We start from the raw sequence: 19,493 nt of genomic DNA on the forward strand, positions 1-19,493 counted from the left end.
CGGGTCCTTCCGATGGGATGGCACGGGTGGCTGACGGCCCGGCATGGCCAGCCCCATGCCGGCCAGCCCCGAACCGGTGCCCGTGGGCTGGTTTTGGGCAGCATAACCGCTGTGCCGACGAATCGCCAGCATGGTTGGTGGCTTCTGCAACCGGTTCCGGGCCAGCCGCGGACGCGCCCGCCCGGCGTCTGAGGGAACGTGAAATACCCGGGATCGCTCACGATCCAGGCCGGCGACCGCCGGCCCGCGCCCCCATGGGCGCGTAAGCCAAGGGCGCGGACGCGCCCGCCCGGCGTCTGAGGGAACGTGAAATACCCCGGATCGGTCACGATCCAGGCCGGCGACCGCCGGCCCGCGCCCCCATGGGCGCGTAAGCCAAGGGCGCGGACGCGCCCGCCCGGCGTCTGAGGGAACGTGAAATACCCTGGATCGCTCACGATCCAGGGGGACTGATGCCTGAGCCAGAACTATAGGAATTAAATCTTATAATCACCTGACGGGCCGGGGGTTTCCCGTTGTGGCCTGGGGGGAGAATGATCGGTTGAACAGGTCAGTGATCCTGCTTCTTGGGCTTGCCCAAATGGGTTGCGAATGGTACGTTTGGACACATTCCAAGGAGGGAAACCATGAGCTACAGCTCTGATATTGCAATGAACGACCGTAATCTGTCGACGGTACAAGTATCCCATTGGCTGCAGGTACCTGTCCGGACGGTGACATCTCTGGCTGTGGCTGGGGCCTTGCCGGGTGCTTTCCGGGTTGGCCGGCACTGGCGTTTCAGTGAGAAGCAGCTTTTGGAGTGGAGGAACGGTCAGTGGGCAGCGTCTACAAGCGCGCAGGCAGCAGGTTCTGGTGGGTCCGATACACTGACGAGCATGGAAAAGCTGTACGTCGATCTGCTGAAACCGAAGTCGAAAAAGAAGCTTGGAAGTTTCTAAATCGGGCTGAGGAAGAGATTACGCGCCTGCGCGCGAATAATGGCAAGGTTCGATATCGTTCTGCTGCGGCGTCATATTTGATGACGCTGGAGAAGCCGAACACGCGGAAGAGCTATATATCTTTTGCCCGTCGGTGGGAACCGATTGTGGGTGATTTATATCTGCACGAGATCACGCGGGAACATATTGTCCGTTATATTGCGCAGCGGCGGGAAGAGGCGGCCGCGCGTGGCAAGATTTTATCAGACGCCACGTTGCGGCCTGCCCTTGCTTATCTTTCGGGTGTTTTTGCGTTCAGCCATTATGAACCGAACCCGGTTGTGCAGTTTAACAAGAAATTTTTGAAGCCAGTGCGCAAGGTTGTCCGGTTTATGACGCCGGAGGAGGAGGTGCGAATACTGGATGCCTGCACGGAGGATATGCACGCGTTGATGATCGTATTTGCGGTGGAAACGGGGCTTCGGGCGATGGAGCAGGCGGGATTGACCTGGGACATGATTGACCTGAAGGCGCGGGAGATTGGGCTTGTTGATCCTTCGAAACTGAAGACGGGCCGGGCGCGGATTGTGCCTTTATCGACGCGGGCGATGCAGGTTTTGTCATTGATCCCGCGCCGCCCCGATGTGCCTTATTTATTCTACACACCGGCGGGCCGCCCTTATCAGAGTACATTTTCATTATGGCACCGGATACGGGAGAAGGCGGGTTTGTTGGATCTTCGCTGGCATGATCTGCGGCACACTTTTGCGACGCGCTTTTTACGGGGCGGTGGTTCTCTGCCTGTTTTGTCGCGTATCCTTGGGCACAGCAACATCATGATGACGATGCGGTACGCGCATCTGGTGACGGAGGATTTGCACGCGGAGATGCAGAAGGTAGACACGGCCCTTACGGCACCCTCCCCCACACGCTCTTCAACACACCCCCGATAAACCCGTTGCCCATATGTCCAAAACCTTGTTATGATACAGCCCGTTAGGATGTGAAGCCGATACGAGGAGGTGGTAATTAATGGTTATACCTATCGTTAAATGATTATTTACCTCGTCCGTGGCGTAAATTCCTAGATTTGGCTGCCGCTCAAGACGCGAAGTGTGCGAAGAAGATTATACGCCTCAAAAGGAGTGCGCATCATGAGCACCCCTGTTTCCCGGTTCTATTTTGTGAACCGCCTACGGTTGCACTATGTGGAATGGGGCCGGCCCGACCGGCCGACGCTGCTGCTGGTGCATGGCGGGCGTGACCATTGCCGCAGTTGGGATTGGGCCGCACAGGAGCTGGCCGCCGATTACCATATCCTGGCACCCGACCTGCGCGGCCATGGCGACAGCGCCTGGGCACCCGGCTGTGGCTATACACCCAGCGATGTGGTGGCCGATCTGGTGCAGTTGCTGCGCCAGCGCACCCGGCCCAAGGTGCATGTCATCGGCCATTCCTTTGGCGGTGCCGCCAGCCTGCTGCTGGCCGGCCTCTATCCGGAACTGGTGGAAAAGCTGGTGGTGGTGGAAGGCACCTGGCAATGGCAGACCCTGCAAAAACCCTCCAGCTATGCCACCCGGATGCGGGATTATGTGGATACGGTCAACAAACTTGCCGCCCGCCCCCCGCGCAGATATGCCAGCCTGGCAGAGGCGACGGCCCGGATGCAGGCGGAAAATAACCGCCTGACCCCGGCCCAAGCCGAACATCTGACCATCCATGGCGCACATCAGAACGAGGATGGCAGCTTCAGCTGGAAGTTCGATAATTATGTCCGGGCTGCCTATCCGGCCCGGATCGGGCTGGACGATCTGCGCGATGTCTGGTCAGCCGTCACCTGCCCCACCCTGCTGATCCGGGGCAGCGACAGTTGGCTGGAGGATCCGGCACAAAATGGTGTGCTTGACCTGTTCCAGACGGCCAGCAATATCACCATCCCCGATGCCGGCCACTGGCCCCACCATGACCAGTTGCCCTTGTTCCTGAATCATGTCCGCCAGTTCCTGGCCCCCTGATCCGGGGGCCAGGACAAAAAACACGCTTCAGAACTTCACATTCACGCCGGCCGTGACGGTACGGCCGATCCGGGTTTCGAACAGCGTATCCTTGCGCTTGCTGTCGATATAAAGCCGGTTCTGCTCATCCGTCAGGTTGGTCGCCTCCAGGATCAGCTTCACCTGATCGGTGAGATTGTAGGAGGCCGAGGCATCGACATAGAGGGTCGGCGCATTGCCCTGCAGGTCGCTGCCGGGGGAGGCCGGGATGCCGCGAATGAAACTGTCGCGGTAATTGGCCGTGGCCCGGATGGAGAATTTCTCATCCTCGTAATAAAGCGTGCCGGAGAAGGTGTTCTTCGACAGGCCGATCAGATCGGCCTTGGTGGTCACCGTCGGTACACCCCCAGCGCTGGCAAGGATATAATCGATGGTGGAGGAAACGCGGGTATAATTGGCCAGCATACCGAAATTGGCAAAGAAGCTGTCCTCCAGGAAGGTGAAGGGGATCTGGGCATTCACCTCAAACCCTTTCAGCGGCCCACCCGGCGTGTTGAAAGGCTGGGAGATGGTGAAAATCTCGTTCGGCGAGGTGTTGGTCCCCTCCAACAGGGCCGTCGGCAAGCCCAGCGTATTGAAGGGGGCCTGGCTGTTGACATTCTGGATGAAGCTTTTGATGTCCTTGTAGAAATAGGCAAAGGACAGCAGCGAGCCGGGACGGAAATACCATTCCACACCGGCATCGAACGTGTTGGCGCGGATCGGGTCCAGATAGGGGTTGTTGATATTGCCGACGCGGGTGGTGGCGGTCACCCCGCTGGTCGGGGTCAAGACCCCCAGTTCCGGCCGTGCCATCACCTTGGCGGCGGAGAAGCGCAGCAGCACATCATCCGCCGCTTCCACCACCACATTGGCCGAGGGCAGCCAATCATCATAGCTGTTCCTGGCTTCCGCCAGCCGGCCGACCAGATTGGTGGGCGAACTGGTGCCGGCCGGCGGGGCCACGGTGATGTAACCCGAGGTGTCCATCGTGGTTTTCACGTAGCGCACGCCGAGATCACCGCGCACCGGCAGAGGCAGGTGATCGGTCAGATCAAAGGTACCCATCACATAGGCGCTCTTCACCCGTTCCTTCACCTGGGTGCGGGCCCCGCCGCAGCTCTCGTCACAGGTACGGATGCTGTCGGTATCGAACAGCTTGGCGAATTTCTCCGGATCGATGGCGGCCCAGCTTGCCGGGGCGTTATGTCCCCAGAGATCATCCAGCCCCTTGATCTGGCGGGTGATGGAAGAAAGGCTGGTGCCGGCGGGCAGGTTGCGCACCTGCACATCCGACAGATATTCCCGCACCGCCGTGGCGACATAATCGCTCTCGCGGAACTGGCCGCCCAGCTTCAGCGTATAGCCATCCGCCAGCCGGTAGGCGAGGTTCAGGTTGGCGGTCAGATTGTCGGTCTTCTGGGTCAGCGGGCGGCCCTGCGGGCTGAAACCGCCGGTCACCGTGCCATCCGCCCCGGCCGGGCCATAAAGGAAATTGGCCGGATTGGCGACATCAAAGCCGAAGCCCAGCTTCGGCACGGAACCGCCATCCCGGTAATCGATGGTGAAATTATCGCTGTCAATGACATCCATGAAGGTCTGGAACCGCTTGCGCCCATCCAGTTCCGACCGGTTGAAACCCAGCAAGCCGCTGATTTCGAAATTATTGTCGAACTCATGCCGGAAATTCAGATTGGCCTGCTTGAAGCTGGAGACGAAACGGTCGACCAGCCCTTCAGATCGCACATCCACCCCATCAAAGACGCCATAGACCAGGGAGCCCTTGTCGTCAAACTTCGCATCCCGCACCGACACCATGGGCTGGCCATTGTTGGTGATGGAACGGGCAAAGGAAAGACCGGCAATGTAATTGTCCCGACGGGTCACATCGAAGCGGGAATAAAGCCCATCCAGCGAGATATCTGTCATCTCGTCCGGCTTGTATTGCAGGGTCAGGCTGGCGCCCAGCCGTTCCTGATCCTGTTCGGAATTCAGGTAACGCGGAATGCGGGGCAGGAAGGCCCCGCTGCCCGGCGTGTTGGGCTGGTCAGCCCGGCGCAAGCCCAGGATGGTGTTATAGGCATCCACCGACCCGGTACGCGGGTTGTTGGTGGAACACATTGTACTGGAAGAGCCTTTGGCCGGCACATTGGGATAGATCGGCGTCACCCCCAGCGGCGAGCAGAACAGGCCATTGGTATTGGCCGAGAGGATATCCACGGCGGAATAGCCGACCTCCCGGATGTTCCGCTTCTGATAAGCGAAGGAGCCCAGAACGCCGAACTGCTCCTGATCACCGAATTTGTGCGAGAGCAGCAGCGAGGCACGCGGATCGGCCTTTTTCGACACTTCGTTATAGACACCCTTCACCGTGGCGGTCGCCACCGTCTTTTCCCGGCTGTCGAACGGCTTGGGCGCGCTCAAATCCACCGTGGCGCCCAGCGAACCCTCCTCCGTATCGGCTGAGGGGGTCTTGCGCACCGCGAGAGCGGAGAAAATCTCAGTGGAGAACACATTGAAATCAAAACTGCGGCCGGCATTGCCGGCACCATAGATATCCGAGGAGCCGGTCTGCGAGGTGCCTTCCATGCCATTAATACGCACACGCGTGAAGGCAGCACCCAGGCCCCGGACGGAGATATTGCGCCCTTCCCCGCCATCGCCGCGCGCCAGCGCCACGCCGGGCACGCGCTGCATGGATTCCGCCAGATTACTGTCGGGGAACTTGCCGATATCTTCGGCCACGATGCTGTCAATGGCGGCTGTCTCGTTACGCTTCTGGTTCAGCGCGCTGTTGAGCGAGGCGCGGAAGCCGGTCACGATGATCTCGTCCAACGCCCCTTCGGCTGGCGGTGCCTCCTGTGCCATAGCGATGCCGGGGGCCACCACGGCCATGGCGATCCCCAGCGCCAAAATGGAGGCGCTGGAACGATTGAATGACAAACAGCGCCCATGTTTCTGGAACATTCTGGTCCTCCCCTGATGCCGCATCATCCTCAACGGGATGGGTTTGATTGTTGATTATTGGCCGCGGTCCGGCACCGCCATCGCCCCTATTTACGCATACAATTCCCCATGCGGCCCCCTTTTCAGAGGCCGGGCAACAGGATGCGCAAGGGTAATTGGCCGGCTTGACCGGCTGGAACGTCACTGCAACTGCAAAGGCACCCTTAAGGTGCGCCGATCTTGCGACCGGTCCTCCCGTACTTTTCTTATATTTGTCTGAGTATGGGAGATGTGCGTCAGAGTCAATAGAAAATTCACATTAAGGAAATGCATTCCATTATGTGAGAAATTTTCAGAGTTGTCGGATGCACGATATATCCGGCCGCCCCATCGCGGCCTTCGGTGGAAAATTCTGCCGGGGCCATGGCTTTTCCGCAATCATACCCGTGGATGGGGATAGTCTTTACCGACAAGGGGCACGGACGGGCGAGGGCGTCCGGCACCCGGAAGCCCCAGACGAACAGGAACGGGACATGAAAAAACGGACGCGCATCGCCCTGGCATTGGCCACGCTGGCCGGATTTGCCGCCACCATGCCCGCCGAGGCCCATGGCATCTGGTTCGCCCAGCGCGCCAAGCAGACGGCCCTGATCTATGGTGTCGGCGCCGACGATCTGGACATGGTGAAGCGGCTGCCCCTGATCAAAGCCACTAGCGCCTATGATGCCAGCTGGCAGCCGGTGGAAGCCGCCTTACGCGCCGCCGGCCCCATCGTGCTGGCAGAATCCAAGGGGCCGGCCGTGGCCCTGGCCGCCATCATGGATAATGGCAACTGGACCAAGGCAGCCGACGGCAAATGGCACAATGCCGGGCGGGACAAAGTGCCGGACGCGGTGCGGGCCGAACATACCTATAAATATGCCGTGCATCTGACCGGCCAGCCCACCAAGCCGATGCCGGCCCTGCCCGGCCACACGCTGCAACTGGTGCCGCTGGAAGCGATCCCCACGGAAATGGGCAAGCCGCTGAAGCTGCGCGTGCTGTTCCAGGGCAAGCCGCAGGCCGGCGTATCGGTACAGCGCGATCTGGTCACCGATCCCGACCAGGAACCGCAGAAGACCGATGCCGATGGCGTGGTGACGGTCACCATCCGCAATCAGGGCCTGAACGTCATCGCCGCCACCTATGTCGCCAGCCCGGCAGAGCCCAAGCTGGTGGACCATGATGAACATCTGGCCACCCTCTCCTTTGTACTGCCGCACGCGGAGGAATAAAGTCTTAAGAATCTCCCTGGGTCGTGACCGATCCCGGGAGATTTTGCGTTCCCTCAGGTGCCGGGCGCTGCCATCCGGCAGCTTGGCTTACGCGCCCATGGGGGTGCTAAGCCAGCGGTCGCCGGCCTCCAACCCGCCTAAAGGCCAACCTTTAGGCGGGTTGGTATCAATTCAGACTGGGCCGGGGAACGCGGGGGTGGAACATCCCACCCCCGCGCCGGGTTGTTGGCAGGCAGCCAGACAACCCGACCCGGAGCCTGCCGCCATGGCCATTGTAAAACCGTCGTCGCGCGTCACCGAAGGGCTTCCTTACCCCTTGGGGGCAACCTGGGATGGGTTGGGGGTGAATTTCGCCCTGTTTTCCGCCCATGCCACCAAGGTGGAACTCTGCCTGTTCGATAGCAGCGGCAAGCGGGAGCTGGAGCGGATCACCCTGCCGGAATACACGGACGAGGTGTGGCACGGCTATCTGCCCGATGCCCGGCCGGGTGCCGTCTATGCCTATCGCGTGCACGGCCCCTTTGCGCCGGAGCAAGGCCACCGTTTCAACCCGCACAAGCTGGTGCTGGACCCCTATGCCAAGGGGCTGGTGGGGCGGATTGACTGGCACCCTTCGCATTTCGGCTATCGCATGGGGCATTCCGCACTGGACCTCAGCTTCGACCGGCGGGACAGCGCCCCCCATATGCCGAAATGCCGGGTGATCGACCCCGCCTTCACCTGGGGCCGTGACCGGCGCCCCCGCATCGCCTGGGACCGCACGATCTTTTACGAAGCGCATGTAAAGGGCATGACCATGCGCCACCCCGCGGTGCCCCCCGCCCTGCGCGGCACCTATGCCGGGCTGGCGGTGAAAGAGGTGGTGGATTATCTGAAGGCACTTGGCGTCACCAGCGTGGAACTGATGCCCATCCACGCCTTCGCCCAGGATCAGCCCCTGCTGGACAAGGGCCTGCGCAATTACTGGGGCTATAATTCGCTGGGATTCTTTGCGCCCGAACCCGGCTATTCCACCAGCGGCGGGGGGATCAGCGAGTTCAAGCATATGGTGGCCCAGCTGCATGATGCCGGGCTGGAGGTGATCCTGGACGTGGTTTACAACCACACTGCGGAAGGCAACGAATTAGGCCCGACGCTGAGCTTCAAGGGCATCGACAATGCCAGCTATTACCGGCTGATCCCGGACCAACAGCGCTATTACATCAACGAAACCGGCACCGGAAACACGCTGAACCTGTCCCACCCGCGCGTGCTGCAGATGGTGACGGACAGTCTGCGCTATTGGGTGGAGGAAATGCATGTCGATGGCTTCCGCTTCGATCTGGCCACCATCCTGGGGCGGGAGCCCTATGGTTTTGATGAAGGCGGCGGCTTTCTGGACAGTTGCCGGCAAGACCCGGTGCTGTCCCGCGTGAAGCTGATCGCAGAGCCGTGGGATTGCGGTCCCGGCGGCTATCAGGTCGGTGGCTTTCCACCCGGCTGGGCGGAATGGAACGACAAGTTCCGCGACACGGTGCGCGCCTATTGGAAGGGGGACGAGGGCCAGTTGCCCGAACTGGCCGACCGGCTGACGGCCAGCGGCTCCGTCTTCAACCGGCGGGGCCGGCGGCCCCATGCCTCGGTCAATTTCATCACCGCCCATGATGGCTTCACCCTGAACGACCTCGTTTCCTATAACGACAAGCATAATGATGCCAATGGGGAGGAGGGACGCGACGGCCATTCGCATAACCTCTCCTGGAACCATGGGGCGGAGGGGCCGACCGACGACCCGGAAATCCTCTCCCTGCGCGAACGGCAGAAGCGCAACCTCCTGGCCACGCTGATCTTTTCCCAAGGCACGCCGATGATCCTGGCGGGCGATGAGTTCGGGCACAGCCAGCAGGGCAACAACAATGCCTATTGCCAGGATAATGAGACGACCTGGCTGGACTGGGCCGGCGTGGATGCGGCGGGCGAGGCGTTGCGGGATTTCGTGCGGCATTGCATCGCGCTGCGCCAACATTACCCGATCCTGCGGCGGGGCCGCTTCCTGACCGGGCAGCAGCATCCCGATCTGGATGTGAAGGATGTCACCTGGCTGACCCCGGCGGCGGCGGAGATGGTGCCGGAGAACTGGCACGATCCCCATGCCCGCTGCCTGGGCATGTTGCTGGATGGCCGGGCCCAGCCCACCGGCATCCGCCGGCCGGGCAGCGATGCCACGCTATTATTATTGCTGAACGCGCACCACGAGGCGGTGTCCTTCACCCTGCCCACGGTGACGGGTGGCGCGCTTTGGCAGGTGCTGCTGGACACGGCGGCGGAAACGGATGGCGTGTTGCCAGCGGGTGAGGCCCACCCGCTGGCCGCCCGTTCCCTGTTGCTGCTGGGTTTACAGCCGGCGCAACCAGCGCCCGCCCACACCGACGCCGATCAAGCCGACAGCCAGCAGCAGGAAGGCGATGGACAGGCTGCTGAGATGGGCGACAAAGCCGATGGCGGCTGGGCCGGCCAGGATGCCCGCATAGCCAAGGGTTGACACGGCTGGCAAGGCCAGGCTTTCCGGCATGGCGCGTTGGCGGCCGGCGCTGGTGAACAGGATCGGCACGATGTTGGACGCACCAATCCCCACCAGCGCATAGCCGGCCAGCACCAGTTCCCAGACCGGGGCCAGGGTGGCAGCGATGAAGCCCAACCCGGCGATGAAACCACCCGCCGACAGCACGGTGACAGGGCCAAACCGATGCACGATCCGGTCCCCCAGGAAACGCCCCACCGTCATGGCCCCGGCAAAGGCGGCATAGCCCAGGCCGGCATAGGCCGCCGGCACCTGATGCGTGCCGGTCAGGAACACCGCACTCCAATCCAGCATGGCGCCTTCGGCCAGAAAGCTGATGAAGCAGAGGATCCCCAGCAGCAGCACGATGCCGCGCGGCAGGGCAAAGGCCGGACCGTCCGACTTGCTGCCATAGGGCAGCAGCCCCCCCTGTGACAGGAACAGCAGCACAACCATCGCCACCAGCATGGTCAGCGTGGCCACCAACGGGGAGGCGCCCAGGCCCAGGATGGCCGCCATCCCGGCGGCCCCGACAATGCCGCCCAGGCTGAACAGGGCATGGAAGCCCGACATCATCGGCCGGCCGCTATCCCGCTCCACAATGATGGCCTGCACATTGATGGCCACATCCATGGTACCGATGCTGGCCCCAAACAGGAACAGGCCCGGCACCAGCCACCAGAGATCGGGGGCGACGGCCAGCAGGGGCAGGATCGCCGTGGCGATCAGGCCGGAAACCATGATGGTGGCGCGGCAGCCAAACCGGGCCGCCAACTGCCCCGCCAGCGGCATCATCAGGATCGAGCCGCCGCCCAGCGCCAGCAGCACCAGCCCCAGCGTGCCCGCCTCCATGCCGATGCGTGATTTGACGAATGGCACCAGCGGCGCCCATGTCGCCGTGCCAAAGCCGGCGACCAGAAAAACCAGCCGCGTGGCGAATTGCGCGGCGGAAGGGGCGGGAACCGGGGAAGAAAGCGCAGTCATGATAGTCCTGAAGACAAAGCAGGTCGGGGCTCAGGCCGCAGCCTGAAGAATGGCAAGGCCGGCATCCAGCAGCGGGGCCAGTGCCGCATCCGGCACCTCCCCCCCGACGATCAGATGATCGATGGTGGCCAGATCGGCGACATGGAAAGAAGCGGCCGTTCCCACCTTCTCCGCCGTCACCGCCACCGCCACGGCGCGGCTGGCGGCAATGACGGCGCGTTTGAATTCGGCATCTTCCAGGGAAAAACAGCGCAAACCCGCTTCGGCGGAGACGGCACAGACGCCCACGAAACAGAGGTCGGCCGCATAATCCGCCACCTCCCGCACAGCGCGCGCGCCCAGCGTGCCCCCAACAGACGGGTTCAGCACGCCACCCACCTGGATCACCGTAAAGCCCGGACGGCCGGCCAGGGCCAGCGCGATATCCGGGGCGTTGGTAATCACGGTCAAATCGGCATGATCGGGCAAGGCCTCGGCAATGGCGCGGTTGGTGCTGCCGGCATCCAGGAACAGCACCTGTCCCGGCTGCACCAGCCCCACCGCCCGGCGCGCCACCAGGGCCTTGCCCTCCGGGTTCTGGCGCTGGCGCGTCTGCAGGTCGCCCGATGCCGGCGACAGGCGCAGCGCCCCGCCATAAACCCGCTGGCAATGGCCCAGCGCCGCCAGTTCCCGCAGATCACGCCGGATCGTATCTTCGGAGATATTGAGGTCACGCGCCAGATCGACCGCCAGCACCCGCCCCTGCGCCTCCAGGCGCTGACGGATCAGGCGGTGCCGTTCTTCTGGCAGGATGGGCAGGTTGGCCATGGCAAGGGACGCATCGCAATCGTTGTCAGGGCGGACTATCGTTGAAATCGCGGCCAGCAGCAAGGACAAACATGCACAAACGTGCAAACCCTGCCCGCGAAAAAGCCGACCGGTGACGAACCGGCCGGCTTTGATATGAAGGGCGGGCCGCAGCAGATGCGGCCCGCCGGTACGCCGGATCAGAACTTCGCCCGCACGCCCGCCGTATAGCGACGGCCGTAATAGTAGATTTCGCGCGGCTGGTTCTTGTCATTGCCGTAATTATAGATGGCGGCCCCGGTCAGGTTGGTGCCTTCCAGCGTCAGCGTGATATTCTCGGTGACGGCATAGGAGAGGCTGGCATCCAGGGTGCCAAAATCATCGACATTGGTGTCGGAGCTGACCTCGTTGCCGAACCCGCTCATATAGGCGCTGCGCCAGGAATAGCTGGCACGGGCACCGAACGGCCCCAGTTCATAGAAGCCGACCAAATTATAGCTGTCCTTGGACAGGCCCGGCAGCAGGTCACGCACGGTGCGGGTACCGGTGACGAATTCGGTCTTCACATCGGCATGGGTGTAATTGGCCTGCACGCCCAGCCCGTCGAACGGGGCCGGCAGGAAGCTCATCACCTGCTGATAGGCCAGTTCAAACCCGCGCACTTCGGCATCACCGCCATTGGTCAAGGTGGTGACGCGGATATCGCCGCGGCCCGGCACATCGATCTGGGTGTTGCGGGCGGTGATATAGCTGTCCAGCTTCTTGAAGAAGACGCCGCCGGTCAGCGCCGCATCCTTGGCGAAGTACCATTCCAGCGTGGCATCATACTGGGTGGCCAGATAGGGGTTCAGGTTGGGGTTGCCACCGCTGCCGGTGGGGGCATCGTTGGAAATGGTCAGGCGCGGGGCGATATCGCCCAGGTTGGGGCGGGTCAGCACGCGGGCCACGCTGAACCGGCCCACCAGATCGTCGGTCAGGTCGGCCTTGACGTTCAGGCTGGGCAGGAACTTGGTATAGTCCTTCTCATACCGCACCGGGGTGGCGGTGGTGCCATTGCTGGCATGGCCGGCAGAGATCTGCTGGGTATTGACCAGACGGCCGCCCAGATTGGCGCTGACGGGGATGGAACCCAGCTCCGTCTCCATATTCAAGCGGGCGTACCCGCCCCAGATTTCTTCCTGCACATTGAAGCTGTTGGCCTTGTCGGCCGCCGTCAGGGGGGTGCTTTCCAGCGCCTTGTTCCAATATTTGGCGAAGAAGGCCTTGCCGTCCGGCACCAGCCAGGTGCGCGGGAAATTGCCGCTATAGTCGGACAGGAAGTCGCTATAGGGGAAACTGTCGAACAGGTCGCTGGAGAAGCTGGCACCGGGCACATTGGCAACGCCGGTGTTGCTGGTGATGTCGCGGCGGAAATAGTCACGCTCCCGCTTGCGATATTCGGCACCGGCCTGGATGCTGGCCAGCGGCCCCATATTCAGTTCGCGCGTCACATCCAGACGCCCGCCCCAATCGGTATCGTTGCTGTCCTGCATCCGATATTCCAGCCGGCGGCCGACATAGGAGGCCGGGTTGTTCAGATCGGTGCTGGTGATCAGATCATAGGCATTCTTGTAACCACGGGTGAAATCCATGGTCAGTGGCAGATAGGTCTGCAACCGGGTGCGGGAGATCGGGTCTTCGCTGATCGAATGCGCCTTGGAATAGGAGACATCCATATCGACGATCCAGCCGTCACCGCTGGTAAATTTCTGGTTCAGGCCCGCCACGTACAGGTCATGACGCTGGCCCGAAGTCTCCCGTGAGGCCATGGTGAAGACGTTATCGAAGGTACCCTTCACCAGGGTGCCGTCCTTGATGGTGAAGCTGCCGGGGCGCGGCTTGGCCGCGCTGTCGCCGGGGTAAATATCGATGCCGTATTCGTCATAGTCGTTACGCAGACGGGAGAACAGCAGATCGACATTGGTTTCCCAGCGCGCATCCGGCTGCCACTGCAGGGCGCCGGCCACGGTGTAGCGCTTGCGGTCTTCCTGCTCGATGGTCGGGCGGATGCGGGTCGGCGTCCAGGTATCGCCGCCGAACAGGGAGGACCAGCCCTTCTTGATCTCAAAGCCGGTGCTGTATTCGCGGTCCTGGCGGACGGAACGCTTCATGTAGGAGCCGGCCAGCAGCAGGCCCAGGCTCTTGTCGTCATTGACCCAGGAGACGATGCCGGAAGCCGACGGATCAGTCTTTTCCCGCAGGTCGGAATAGCTGCCCTGCACCGTGCCGCTGACCGTGGTGCCCAGATCGAACGGGCGCACGGTGCGCACATCGATATTGCCACCGATGGCGCCTTCATTCATGTCGGCCGTGGGGGACTTCACCACATCGATGCGGGAAACCAGTTCCGGCGGCAGCACGTCGAAGCGGAACTGACGGCCATTGACGCCGCCATTTTCCACATTCTCGTTCACGGCGATGGAACGGCCGTTCAGCTGCGTGGTCTGGAAGTTGGAGGCCAGACCACGCACGGCGATATCCAGACCTTCGCTGCGGCTGCGGGTCATGGTGATGCCGGTCACCAGCTGCAGCGCCTCGGCCACATTCTGGTTGGGGAACTTGCCGATATCTTCGGAGGAGACCGAATCCACCACCTTGTCAGCATTGCGCTTCACGTCGCGGGCGGCCTGCAGGCTGCGGCTATAGGTGCCGGTGACGACGATTTCTTCCATCTCCTCCGTCGCGGGGGCGACATCGGCGAAGGCCGTCATGGCCGGGACGCAGGCAAGGCAGAGTGCCAGCGCGGAAGCGCTGCGCAGCAGGAAAGTCCGGTGCATCGGTCAACCTGTGGGGTCGGATTGGCAATAGCCCCACAGCCACAGGGGCCGCCGGGACAAGGCGGCTTATAAGCCCCAATCGTGACAGTATCTGCGCAGACAAATTTCAGATTTATTTCAATGCGTCGCAGCCGTGCAAACGTTTGAAACTTGCCCAACCAGCATACCTTTATATGCTTGGTTTTCCGCCATTCCCAACCCTGTCAATATCCATTTCCGCAGGGGAAATCCGCTTCTCAGCTCAACCGCATGGCCAGCTGGCCAGCGCCGGGATTGCGGGCCAGGCACTGCTGCAGGGCGGTAACACGGGCATCGACCGCCTGGACGCCGGGATATGAAGCCTGCACAGCGGCGGCACAGCCGGCAAAACCGGGATGTTCTTCCGCCACCTGCAGCGGGGCGGCGGTGAGACTGTTGGGAGTGGTGGTGCAGGCGCCGAGAAGCAGCAGCAATCCCGTGCCCGCCAATGACAAGCGGCGCATGGCCCTGGTTCCTGTTAAGATGGGGTGAGGTTGCTGAAACCCTAACCCAGGGTGCCCGGCCCCTCAGTGACACGGCTCACAGCGCCGTCCCTGCCGCCGCATGGCGGCCTTGCAGCAAGGGATCATGCCCATGCCCGCCCCCGCCGACCGCTCTGCCCCCACCCCGCTGGTGCTGACCGGCAACAGCCGGCTGGTCATCATTGATATGCAGGACCGGCTGCTGGCCGCCATTGATGGGGCGGAACAGGTGGTGGCACGGTGCGAATTGCTGGCCCGCGCCGCCCATCGGCTGGGCATCCCGCTCGCCGCCACGGAACAGAACCCGGCCGGCATCGGCCCCACCACCGCCCGGCTGGCCACCCTGGTGCCGCTGCGTTTCGGCAAGGTGCATTTTGCCGCCAGCAACCAGGGCGATTTCCTGGCCTGGGCGGCTGGCGGGGGAACCGTGCTGCTTTGCGGCACAGAGGCGCATATCTGCGTGCTGCAGACGGCCCTGGGCCTGACGGGCTTGGGTTTGAAGGTGGCGGTGGTGGTGGATGCCATCGGCTCCCGCCACCCGTCCGACAAGGCGGCCGCACTGGACCGGCTGCGCCATCACCGGGTTGAACTGGTAACGGCGGAAATGGTGCTGTTCGAATGGCTGGAACGCTATGACCGGCCGGAATTCAAGGAATTGCTGCGGCTGGTGAAGTGACCAGCGGGGAGTTTCGCCATGATCACGGAAAACAGCTATCGGCGCTCCCGGATATTTCCAGGCCTCCTCGCCGCCGGGGCGGTATCCGCCGCGGCGATGTTCCCGGTCGTGGGGTTCTACGAGTCTTTTGACATGTTTACCGGGCAAGGCGGGTTGTGGGAGCCCGACAAGGCGCTGGCACTGCTGCGTCTCTATGCCTTTACCGCCGGGCTTTCCATCCCGCTGACGCTGATGCTGGGTGCAATCATCTTCGCGCTGTTGATCCGGCGGGTTCCGCTCACCCGTCGCCACTGCGCGGCGGTGGGCGGGTTCCTTGTGCCGCTGCCCTTTGCAGGGTTTCCCGATATGGGCAGTCTGGCCGGGACGATACCCCTGGCACTCATCGCCCTGATCGGCGCGGCGGCCGGGCTGACCTTCTGGCGTATCGTCAGGATCGGGCCGGCGGATCAGCCCCCCGGCCCGTCAGCATCATCTCAGTGATGGCCATGCCCATGGTGGCCATGGCCGTGACCATGATCGCCATCGCCTTCCGGTGCCTTGATGGCGGCAATGCAGATGCCGGCCAGCACGCTGGCGGCGACGAAAATACCGATGACGGCGAAGCTCATGATCAATGCATTCCTGAACAGGGAGGGCCGGCGGCGAAATTAGCCGGTGTGGCCGCCGGGCGCAATGGTGGCGACCGGCGGCACCCAGTCCCCATGACTACAGGGTGAGCCCGGCGCGGGTAAACTCTGCTTCGATATGGGTGCTCCATTTCCTGGCCGCCGCCTGATCGGCAGCGGATTTGGCCTTATCGCCCTTGCGGGCCCAGATGATGGCCCGGCCCCACAGAGCATCGCTGAAATTGGGTTTAAGACGCAGGGCATGATCATAGCCGGCCAGCGCCTCGTCCAGCCGATCCAGTCGCAGCAGAATCAGTGCCTGGGCCGCCAGTGCTTCGGGCTGTTCCGCAAAAACGGCCAGCGCCCGATCACAATCCGCCACCGCACTTTCCAACGCGACCCCGGCCTTCGCCTTCATCTCGCAAAGCGCCACAAAGGTCACAGGAAGCTTCGCCGCCATGCGGGCAGCAATGAAATCCTTATCCGCCCCGTCACGATCGCCAGACTGTGCCCGAATGACGCCGCGACGGGCGCGGATCGCGGCATTATCTGGATGCTTTTCGACCAGCCGGTCAAGAATCGCCAAAGCCCCGGTCGTATCCTTGCTGTCAGCCAGCAGCCGGGCCATGCCATAAAGCAGGTTGGGCTCATCCGGCGCAACGGCAAGCCCGGCCTCCAGATCAGCGCGGCGGCCGGTCAGATCGTCCGGGGCCCGCCGCACCGCGCGGGCAAGATAGGTGCCCGACGATTTTTCCCGGGCGAGCGAGGTGGTATAGGCACGATCAGCCTCCTCCCACCGCCCCTGCTGGGCATAGAAATTACCCTGTAATCGCAGAACCTCGGCATCGCCAGGCCCCTCCTGGATCAACGCCTCAATCTCCCGTGCCATAACATCATATTGGCCCGTCCGCTCGTACAGGGCGATCAAGCGCAGCCGGTCGTCCTTCGTGAAGGGCATAGATTTCCGGGCATTCTCAAAATCCTCCAAAGCATGAAACGAGTCACCGATCTTTTCGTAGGCACGGGACCGTGCGGCCAGCAGATCAGGTTGATTGACACGCTTTTCGATCAGACGGTTGAGAATCGCCAGACACTCAGAAAAGCGGTTCTGAGAACAGAACAGATCACTTTGTATCCGCAGCAGCAGGGGATCATCGGGGTGTTGCTGAGAGGCCTTATCCAGTTCCTGCTGAATGGCTGGATAGTCCGCATTCGGCATCTGCATTCGCACGGACGCCCGCAAGGCTTTGGCCGCGGCTACATTCGGGTTAAGAGCGATAACCTCATCCAGCACAGCAAGTGCTTCTTGCCACTTGCCCTCAGACTGGAGGGCGACAGCCCGGCCAAACAGGGCCGGCACCGTTTTTTCCTCCCGCGTGGTCAGCGCTTTCTTATCTTCCGGAGTCACCCAATAGAATTCCGGCGAAACGATCTGGGGCTTCTTGTCATTCAGTGATTTGCGCCGTTTTGCTCCGGCAACAGCCTCCTCAATGGGAATCTCCCGCACCAGGGAGCGATAACTTGCCTCCGCCGACACGACATTTCCGTCCAGCATCGCCTTGCGGGTGAAGGCATGGCCGCCGAAGGTTTCATTCACCTCCTCGCCATTTTCCAACCGGAATGCGCCGACCTGTGCCGGCAGCAGCACCTTCTGTCGTGTCAGCACATAGGTTGGATAAGGAATGGTGACGGGCGCTTCTTTGTCCCCCTGCTCCCGTTCCGGGTCAGTATCCAGGGGGGAAGCCAAACCCGTCAGCCGGAAACGGTCCTCAGGCCATTTGAACGTCGCAGTCCCCTCAGCCTTCAGAAGAAGTTCACCGGCGGCAGGGTCGAAGCGGAAAGTCAGTTCCTTGAATTCCGCCGTACGCAAAATATCGCCCCAATAGCTGCGCAACATCTGTTCACGGGCATTGGAGGCAGCACTGGTCAGCATCAGATTGAACAGAAAGGCACGGTCGCCCCGCAGCAGCTTTTCGCCGCTCAGCTTGGCCGGCGCCCGCAGCCCGGCCGACATGTCCAACGTCAGTGACAGTTCCTCATCCGGCACGGTCAGGGGCGATGCTTCAATGGCCATCAGGCCCGGTGAGCCATCTGCCACCAACGGCAGCCCCCAGCGGAAATCCGGGGTCCGCAGCAATGCCAGGCTGGTGTCCGCCGGGCGGGTACCATCCAGCCAATAGCTCTTCCCCGCAATCGTTGCCCGCACCAGCACATGATCGAACCAGCTGAGCATCGGGATCCGTTGGTCCAGACCGTCCCCCATGCGGGTCTGGACCACCACCGGTTCAGCCGTCACACCCAATTCACGCAACAGAGCCAACAGCAGGGCAGTCTTGCCCTTGCAATCGCCGAAGCGCCGGCTCCAGGTCAGCTGTGCATCCGCCGGCAGCACCCGCCCGGTCCCCATCACCAGGGCGACGTAGCGGATTTGCTGCTGCACCAGGGCCAGCGCCGCCTCCGTGCGCTTGACCGGATCGTTTGATGCCGCCTTGATCCGGTTGATTTCTGCCCAAAGGTCACTGTCGGGCGGCAATTGGGATGCTTGCTGATAAAGCGGAGCCAGCTTCTTGGCGATTTCCTGCCAGGAGGTAAAAGTACCAAACTGGAACTGTGGTTTGAAGAGAAAGCGTGCCGGCGCCATGTCTGTGGACGGAAGCGGCTCCGTCTTTTCCATGGTCAGTTCGATGCTGGTCATTCCTTCGCGCGTCACCGCCTTCGCCCATGGCAGGCCAAGCGGCATACCCATACTGATCCTCTGATCTGCCGGCCATGAGACCCGCAGATGTCCGCGTTCCACCGACAGGCCGAGCCATACCGGCCCCATAAACTCCATTCGACCGGGCAGCAACGGATCCTCTTCTTCGGTGCTGAAGGCAAAGATCAGCGTATCCCCCACCTGCAGCCCCTCCGGGAACAGGCTGGCGGTCAGAACCCCATCCAGTACGGCGGCCTCCATATTGGTTTCGCGCTTCGACACATTGAAGCGCTGACCACCAGCCAATATGTCGATGGGCTTTTCATTGCGAAGAATGGTGATTTTGTGGGCCGTCGCCTTCTGAATCTCCGGCAACCACTGCATCGCAGCGGTGCCGGCCCCCAGACCCTGGGCTGTCCCGATATGAAGGGCGACTTCGGTGTAATGAAATGTTCTGTCGGGCTGAACCCGCGTCTGCTGATCCATCAACAGGATGGTGACCGGCCTTTCACCCGCATCCTTGGGCAGGGGCGGCAGTTTCTGCGGCACCACCCAGGACGGCACCGGCCCACGGGCCGGCTCTGCCAGTTCAGCCGCCGAGGCGGTGACGCTGATCAGAAAGCCAAGCAAAAGCAACAAAAGGCCGGTAGTGGAACCACCAGCGCGACGCCACAATGAACCGGTCCATGCAACTGACATCTTTGGAAAACCATCGGAAACAG

At 62.2% G+C, this 19,493-nt stretch carries 12 protein-coding genes and 2 pseudogenes; 7 read left to right on the top strand and 7 right to left on the bottom strand.

The genetic code is table 11. The features are described 5' to 3' along the window. Positions 1-650: 650 nt before the first annotated feature. The 3 genes and pseudogenes from CHB97_RS27100 to CHB97_RS18595 all read left to right on the top strand — a co-directional run. Positions 651-800 (top strand): annotated as a pseudogene (locus CHB97_RS27100) (helix-turn-helix domain-containing protein); the annotation flags it as partial. Between the two features lie 14 nt (positions 801-814). After that, positions 815-1,870, top strand: coding sequence for a site-specific integrase (locus CHB97_RS18590; RefSeq protein ID WP_244559606.1), 1,056 nt, complete (start codon positions 815-817; stop codon positions 1,868-1,870). A gap of 201 nt (positions 1,871-2,071) precedes the next feature. Then, positions 2,072-2,932 carry an alpha/beta fold hydrolase gene (locus tag CHB97_RS18595; protein WP_089289509.1) on the top strand — a complete coding sequence of 287 codons (861 nt, stop codon included), beginning with the start codon at positions 2,072-2,074 and terminating at the stop codon, positions 2,930-2,932. A gap of 27 nt (positions 2,933-2,959) precedes the next feature. Here the strand turns inward: CHB97_RS18595 and CHB97_RS18600 are convergent, their stop codons facing one another. After that, the gene (locus CHB97_RS18600) at positions 2,960-5,917 is read right to left on the bottom strand and encodes a TonB-dependent receptor (protein WP_089289510.1); all 2,958 of its coding nucleotides are present in this window, start codon (positions 5,915-5,917) and stop codon (positions 2,960-2,962) included. A gap of 512 nt (positions 5,918-6,429) precedes the next feature. On the opposite strand from CHB97_RS18600, the gene CHB97_RS18605 reads away from it, so the two are divergent. Together CHB97_RS18605 and glgX are read left to right on the top strand one after the other, a co-directional pair. Further along, the gene (locus CHB97_RS18605; RefSeq protein ID WP_089289511.1) at positions 6,430-7,170 is read left to right on the top strand and encodes a DUF4198 domain-containing protein; all 741 of its coding nucleotides are present in this window, start codon (positions 6,430-6,432) and stop codon (positions 7,168-7,170) included. A gap of 265 nt (positions 7,171-7,435) precedes the next feature. Next, positions 7,436-9,691 carry a glycogen debranching protein GlgX gene (gene glgX, locus CHB97_RS18610; protein WP_089289512.1) on the top strand — a complete coding sequence of 752 codons (2,256 nt, stop codon included), beginning with the start codon at positions 7,436-7,438 and terminating at the stop codon, positions 9,689-9,691. Positions 9,692-9,916: 225 nt separating this feature from the next. Here glgX and CHB97_RS27105 read toward each other — a convergent pair. The 4 genes and pseudogenes from CHB97_RS27105 to CHB97_RS18625 all read right to left on the bottom strand — a co-directional run. After that, positions 9,917-10,693: pseudogene (locus CHB97_RS27105) on the bottom strand (MFS transporter); the annotation flags it as partial. Between the two features lie 30 nt (positions 10,694-10,723). Beyond that, positions 10,724-11,500 carry a DeoR/GlpR family DNA-binding transcription regulator gene (locus CHB97_RS18615; RefSeq protein WP_089289513.1) on the bottom strand — a complete coding sequence of 259 codons (777 nt, stop codon included), beginning with the start codon at positions 11,498-11,500 and terminating at the stop codon, positions 10,724-10,726. A 179-nt stretch (positions 11,501-11,679) separates the two neighbouring features. Then, positions 11,680-14,295 carry a TonB-dependent receptor gene (locus tag CHB97_RS18620; RefSeq protein ID WP_089289514.1) on the bottom strand — a complete coding sequence of 872 codons (2,616 nt, stop codon included), beginning with the start codon at positions 14,293-14,295 and terminating at the stop codon, positions 11,680-11,682. A 236-nt stretch (positions 14,296-14,531) separates the two neighbouring features. Then, on the bottom strand, positions 14,532-14,777 hold the full coding sequence (locus CHB97_RS18625; protein ID WP_089289515.1) for a hypothetical protein: 246 nt from the start codon (positions 14,775-14,777) through the stop codon (positions 14,532-14,534). 130 nt (positions 14,778-14,907) lie between these two features. Between CHB97_RS18625 and CHB97_RS18630 the strand changes: the two genes are divergently transcribed. Further along, the gene (locus CHB97_RS18630) at positions 14,908-15,471 is read left to right on the top strand and encodes an isochorismatase family protein (RefSeq protein WP_089289516.1); all 564 of its coding nucleotides are present in this window, start codon (positions 14,908-14,910) and stop codon (positions 15,469-15,471) included. 18 nt (positions 15,472-15,489) lie between these two features. Beyond that, entirely contained in the window at positions 15,490-15,951 is a 462-nt protein-coding gene (locus CHB97_RS18635; protein WP_089289517.1) for a hypothetical protein, read from the top strand. On the opposite strand, the gene CHB97_RS26990 is transcribed toward CHB97_RS18635, so the two are convergent. Together CHB97_RS26990 and CHB97_RS18640 are read right to left on the bottom strand one after the other, a co-directional pair. After that, positions 15,945-16,079 carry a hypothetical protein gene (locus CHB97_RS26990; RefSeq protein ID WP_256387132.1) on the bottom strand — a complete coding sequence of 45 codons (135 nt, stop codon included), beginning with the start codon at positions 16,077-16,079 and terminating at the stop codon, positions 15,945-15,947. The two genes, CHB97_RS18635 and CHB97_RS26990, sit on opposite strands and share 7 nt — an antisense overlap. A 97-nt stretch (positions 16,080-16,176) precedes the next feature. Next, complete coding sequence (locus CHB97_RS18640; RefSeq protein ID WP_089289518.1) at positions 16,177-19,470, bottom strand: tetratricopeptide repeat protein; 3,294 nt, start codon at positions 19,468-19,470, stop codon at positions 16,177-16,179. Between the last annotated feature and the right edge of the window lie 23 nt (positions 19,471-19,493).

This window comes from Azospirillum sp. RU38E (genome assembly GCF_900188385.1).
Lineage (GTDB): Bacteria > Pseudomonadota > Alphaproteobacteria > Azospirillales > Azospirillaceae > Niveispirillum.

Bases quoted from the DNA above. Each gene is read 5' to 3' on its own strand.
- glgX (WP_089289512.1), top strand. From the start codon at position 7,436: ATGGCCATTGTAAAACCGTCGTCGCGCGTCACCGAAGGGCTTCCTTAC.
- CHB97_RS18630 (WP_089289516.1), top strand. From the start codon at position 14,908: ATGCCCGCCCCCGCCGACCGCTCTGCCCCCACCCCGCTGGTGCTGACC.
- CHB97_RS18620 (WP_089289514.1), bottom strand. From the start codon at position 14,295: ATGCACCGGACTTTCCTGCTGCGCAGCGCTTCCGCGCTGGCACTCTGC.
- CHB97_RS26990 (WP_256387132.1), bottom strand. From the start codon at position 16,079: ATGAGCTTCGCCGTCATCGGTATTTTCGTCGCCGCCAGCGTGCTGGCC.
- CHB97_RS18640 (WP_089289518.1), bottom strand. From the start codon at position 19,470: ATGTCAGTTGCATGGACCGGTTCATTGTGGCGTCGCGCTGGTGGTTCC.
- CHB97_RS18625 (WP_089289515.1), bottom strand. From the start codon at position 14,777: ATGCGCCGCTTGTCATTGGCGGGCACGGGATTGCTGCTGCTTCTCGGC.
- CHB97_RS18635 (WP_089289517.1), top strand. From the start codon at position 15,490: ATGATCACGGAAAACAGCTATCGGCGCTCCCGGATATTTCCAGGCCTC.
- CHB97_RS18615 (WP_089289513.1), bottom strand. From the start codon at position 11,500: ATGGCCAACCTGCCCATCCTGCCAGAAGAACGGCACCGCCTGATCCGT.
- CHB97_RS18595 (WP_089289509.1), top strand. From the start codon at position 2,072: ATGAGCACCCCTGTTTCCCGGTTCTATTTTGTGAACCGCCTACGGTTG.
- CHB97_RS18600 (WP_089289510.1), bottom strand. From the start codon at position 5,917: ATGTTCCAGAAACATGGGCGCTGTTTGTCATTCAATCGTTCCAGCGCC.
- CHB97_RS18605 (WP_089289511.1), top strand. From the start codon at position 6,430: ATGAAAAAACGGACGCGCATCGCCCTGGCATTGGCCACGCTGGCCGGA.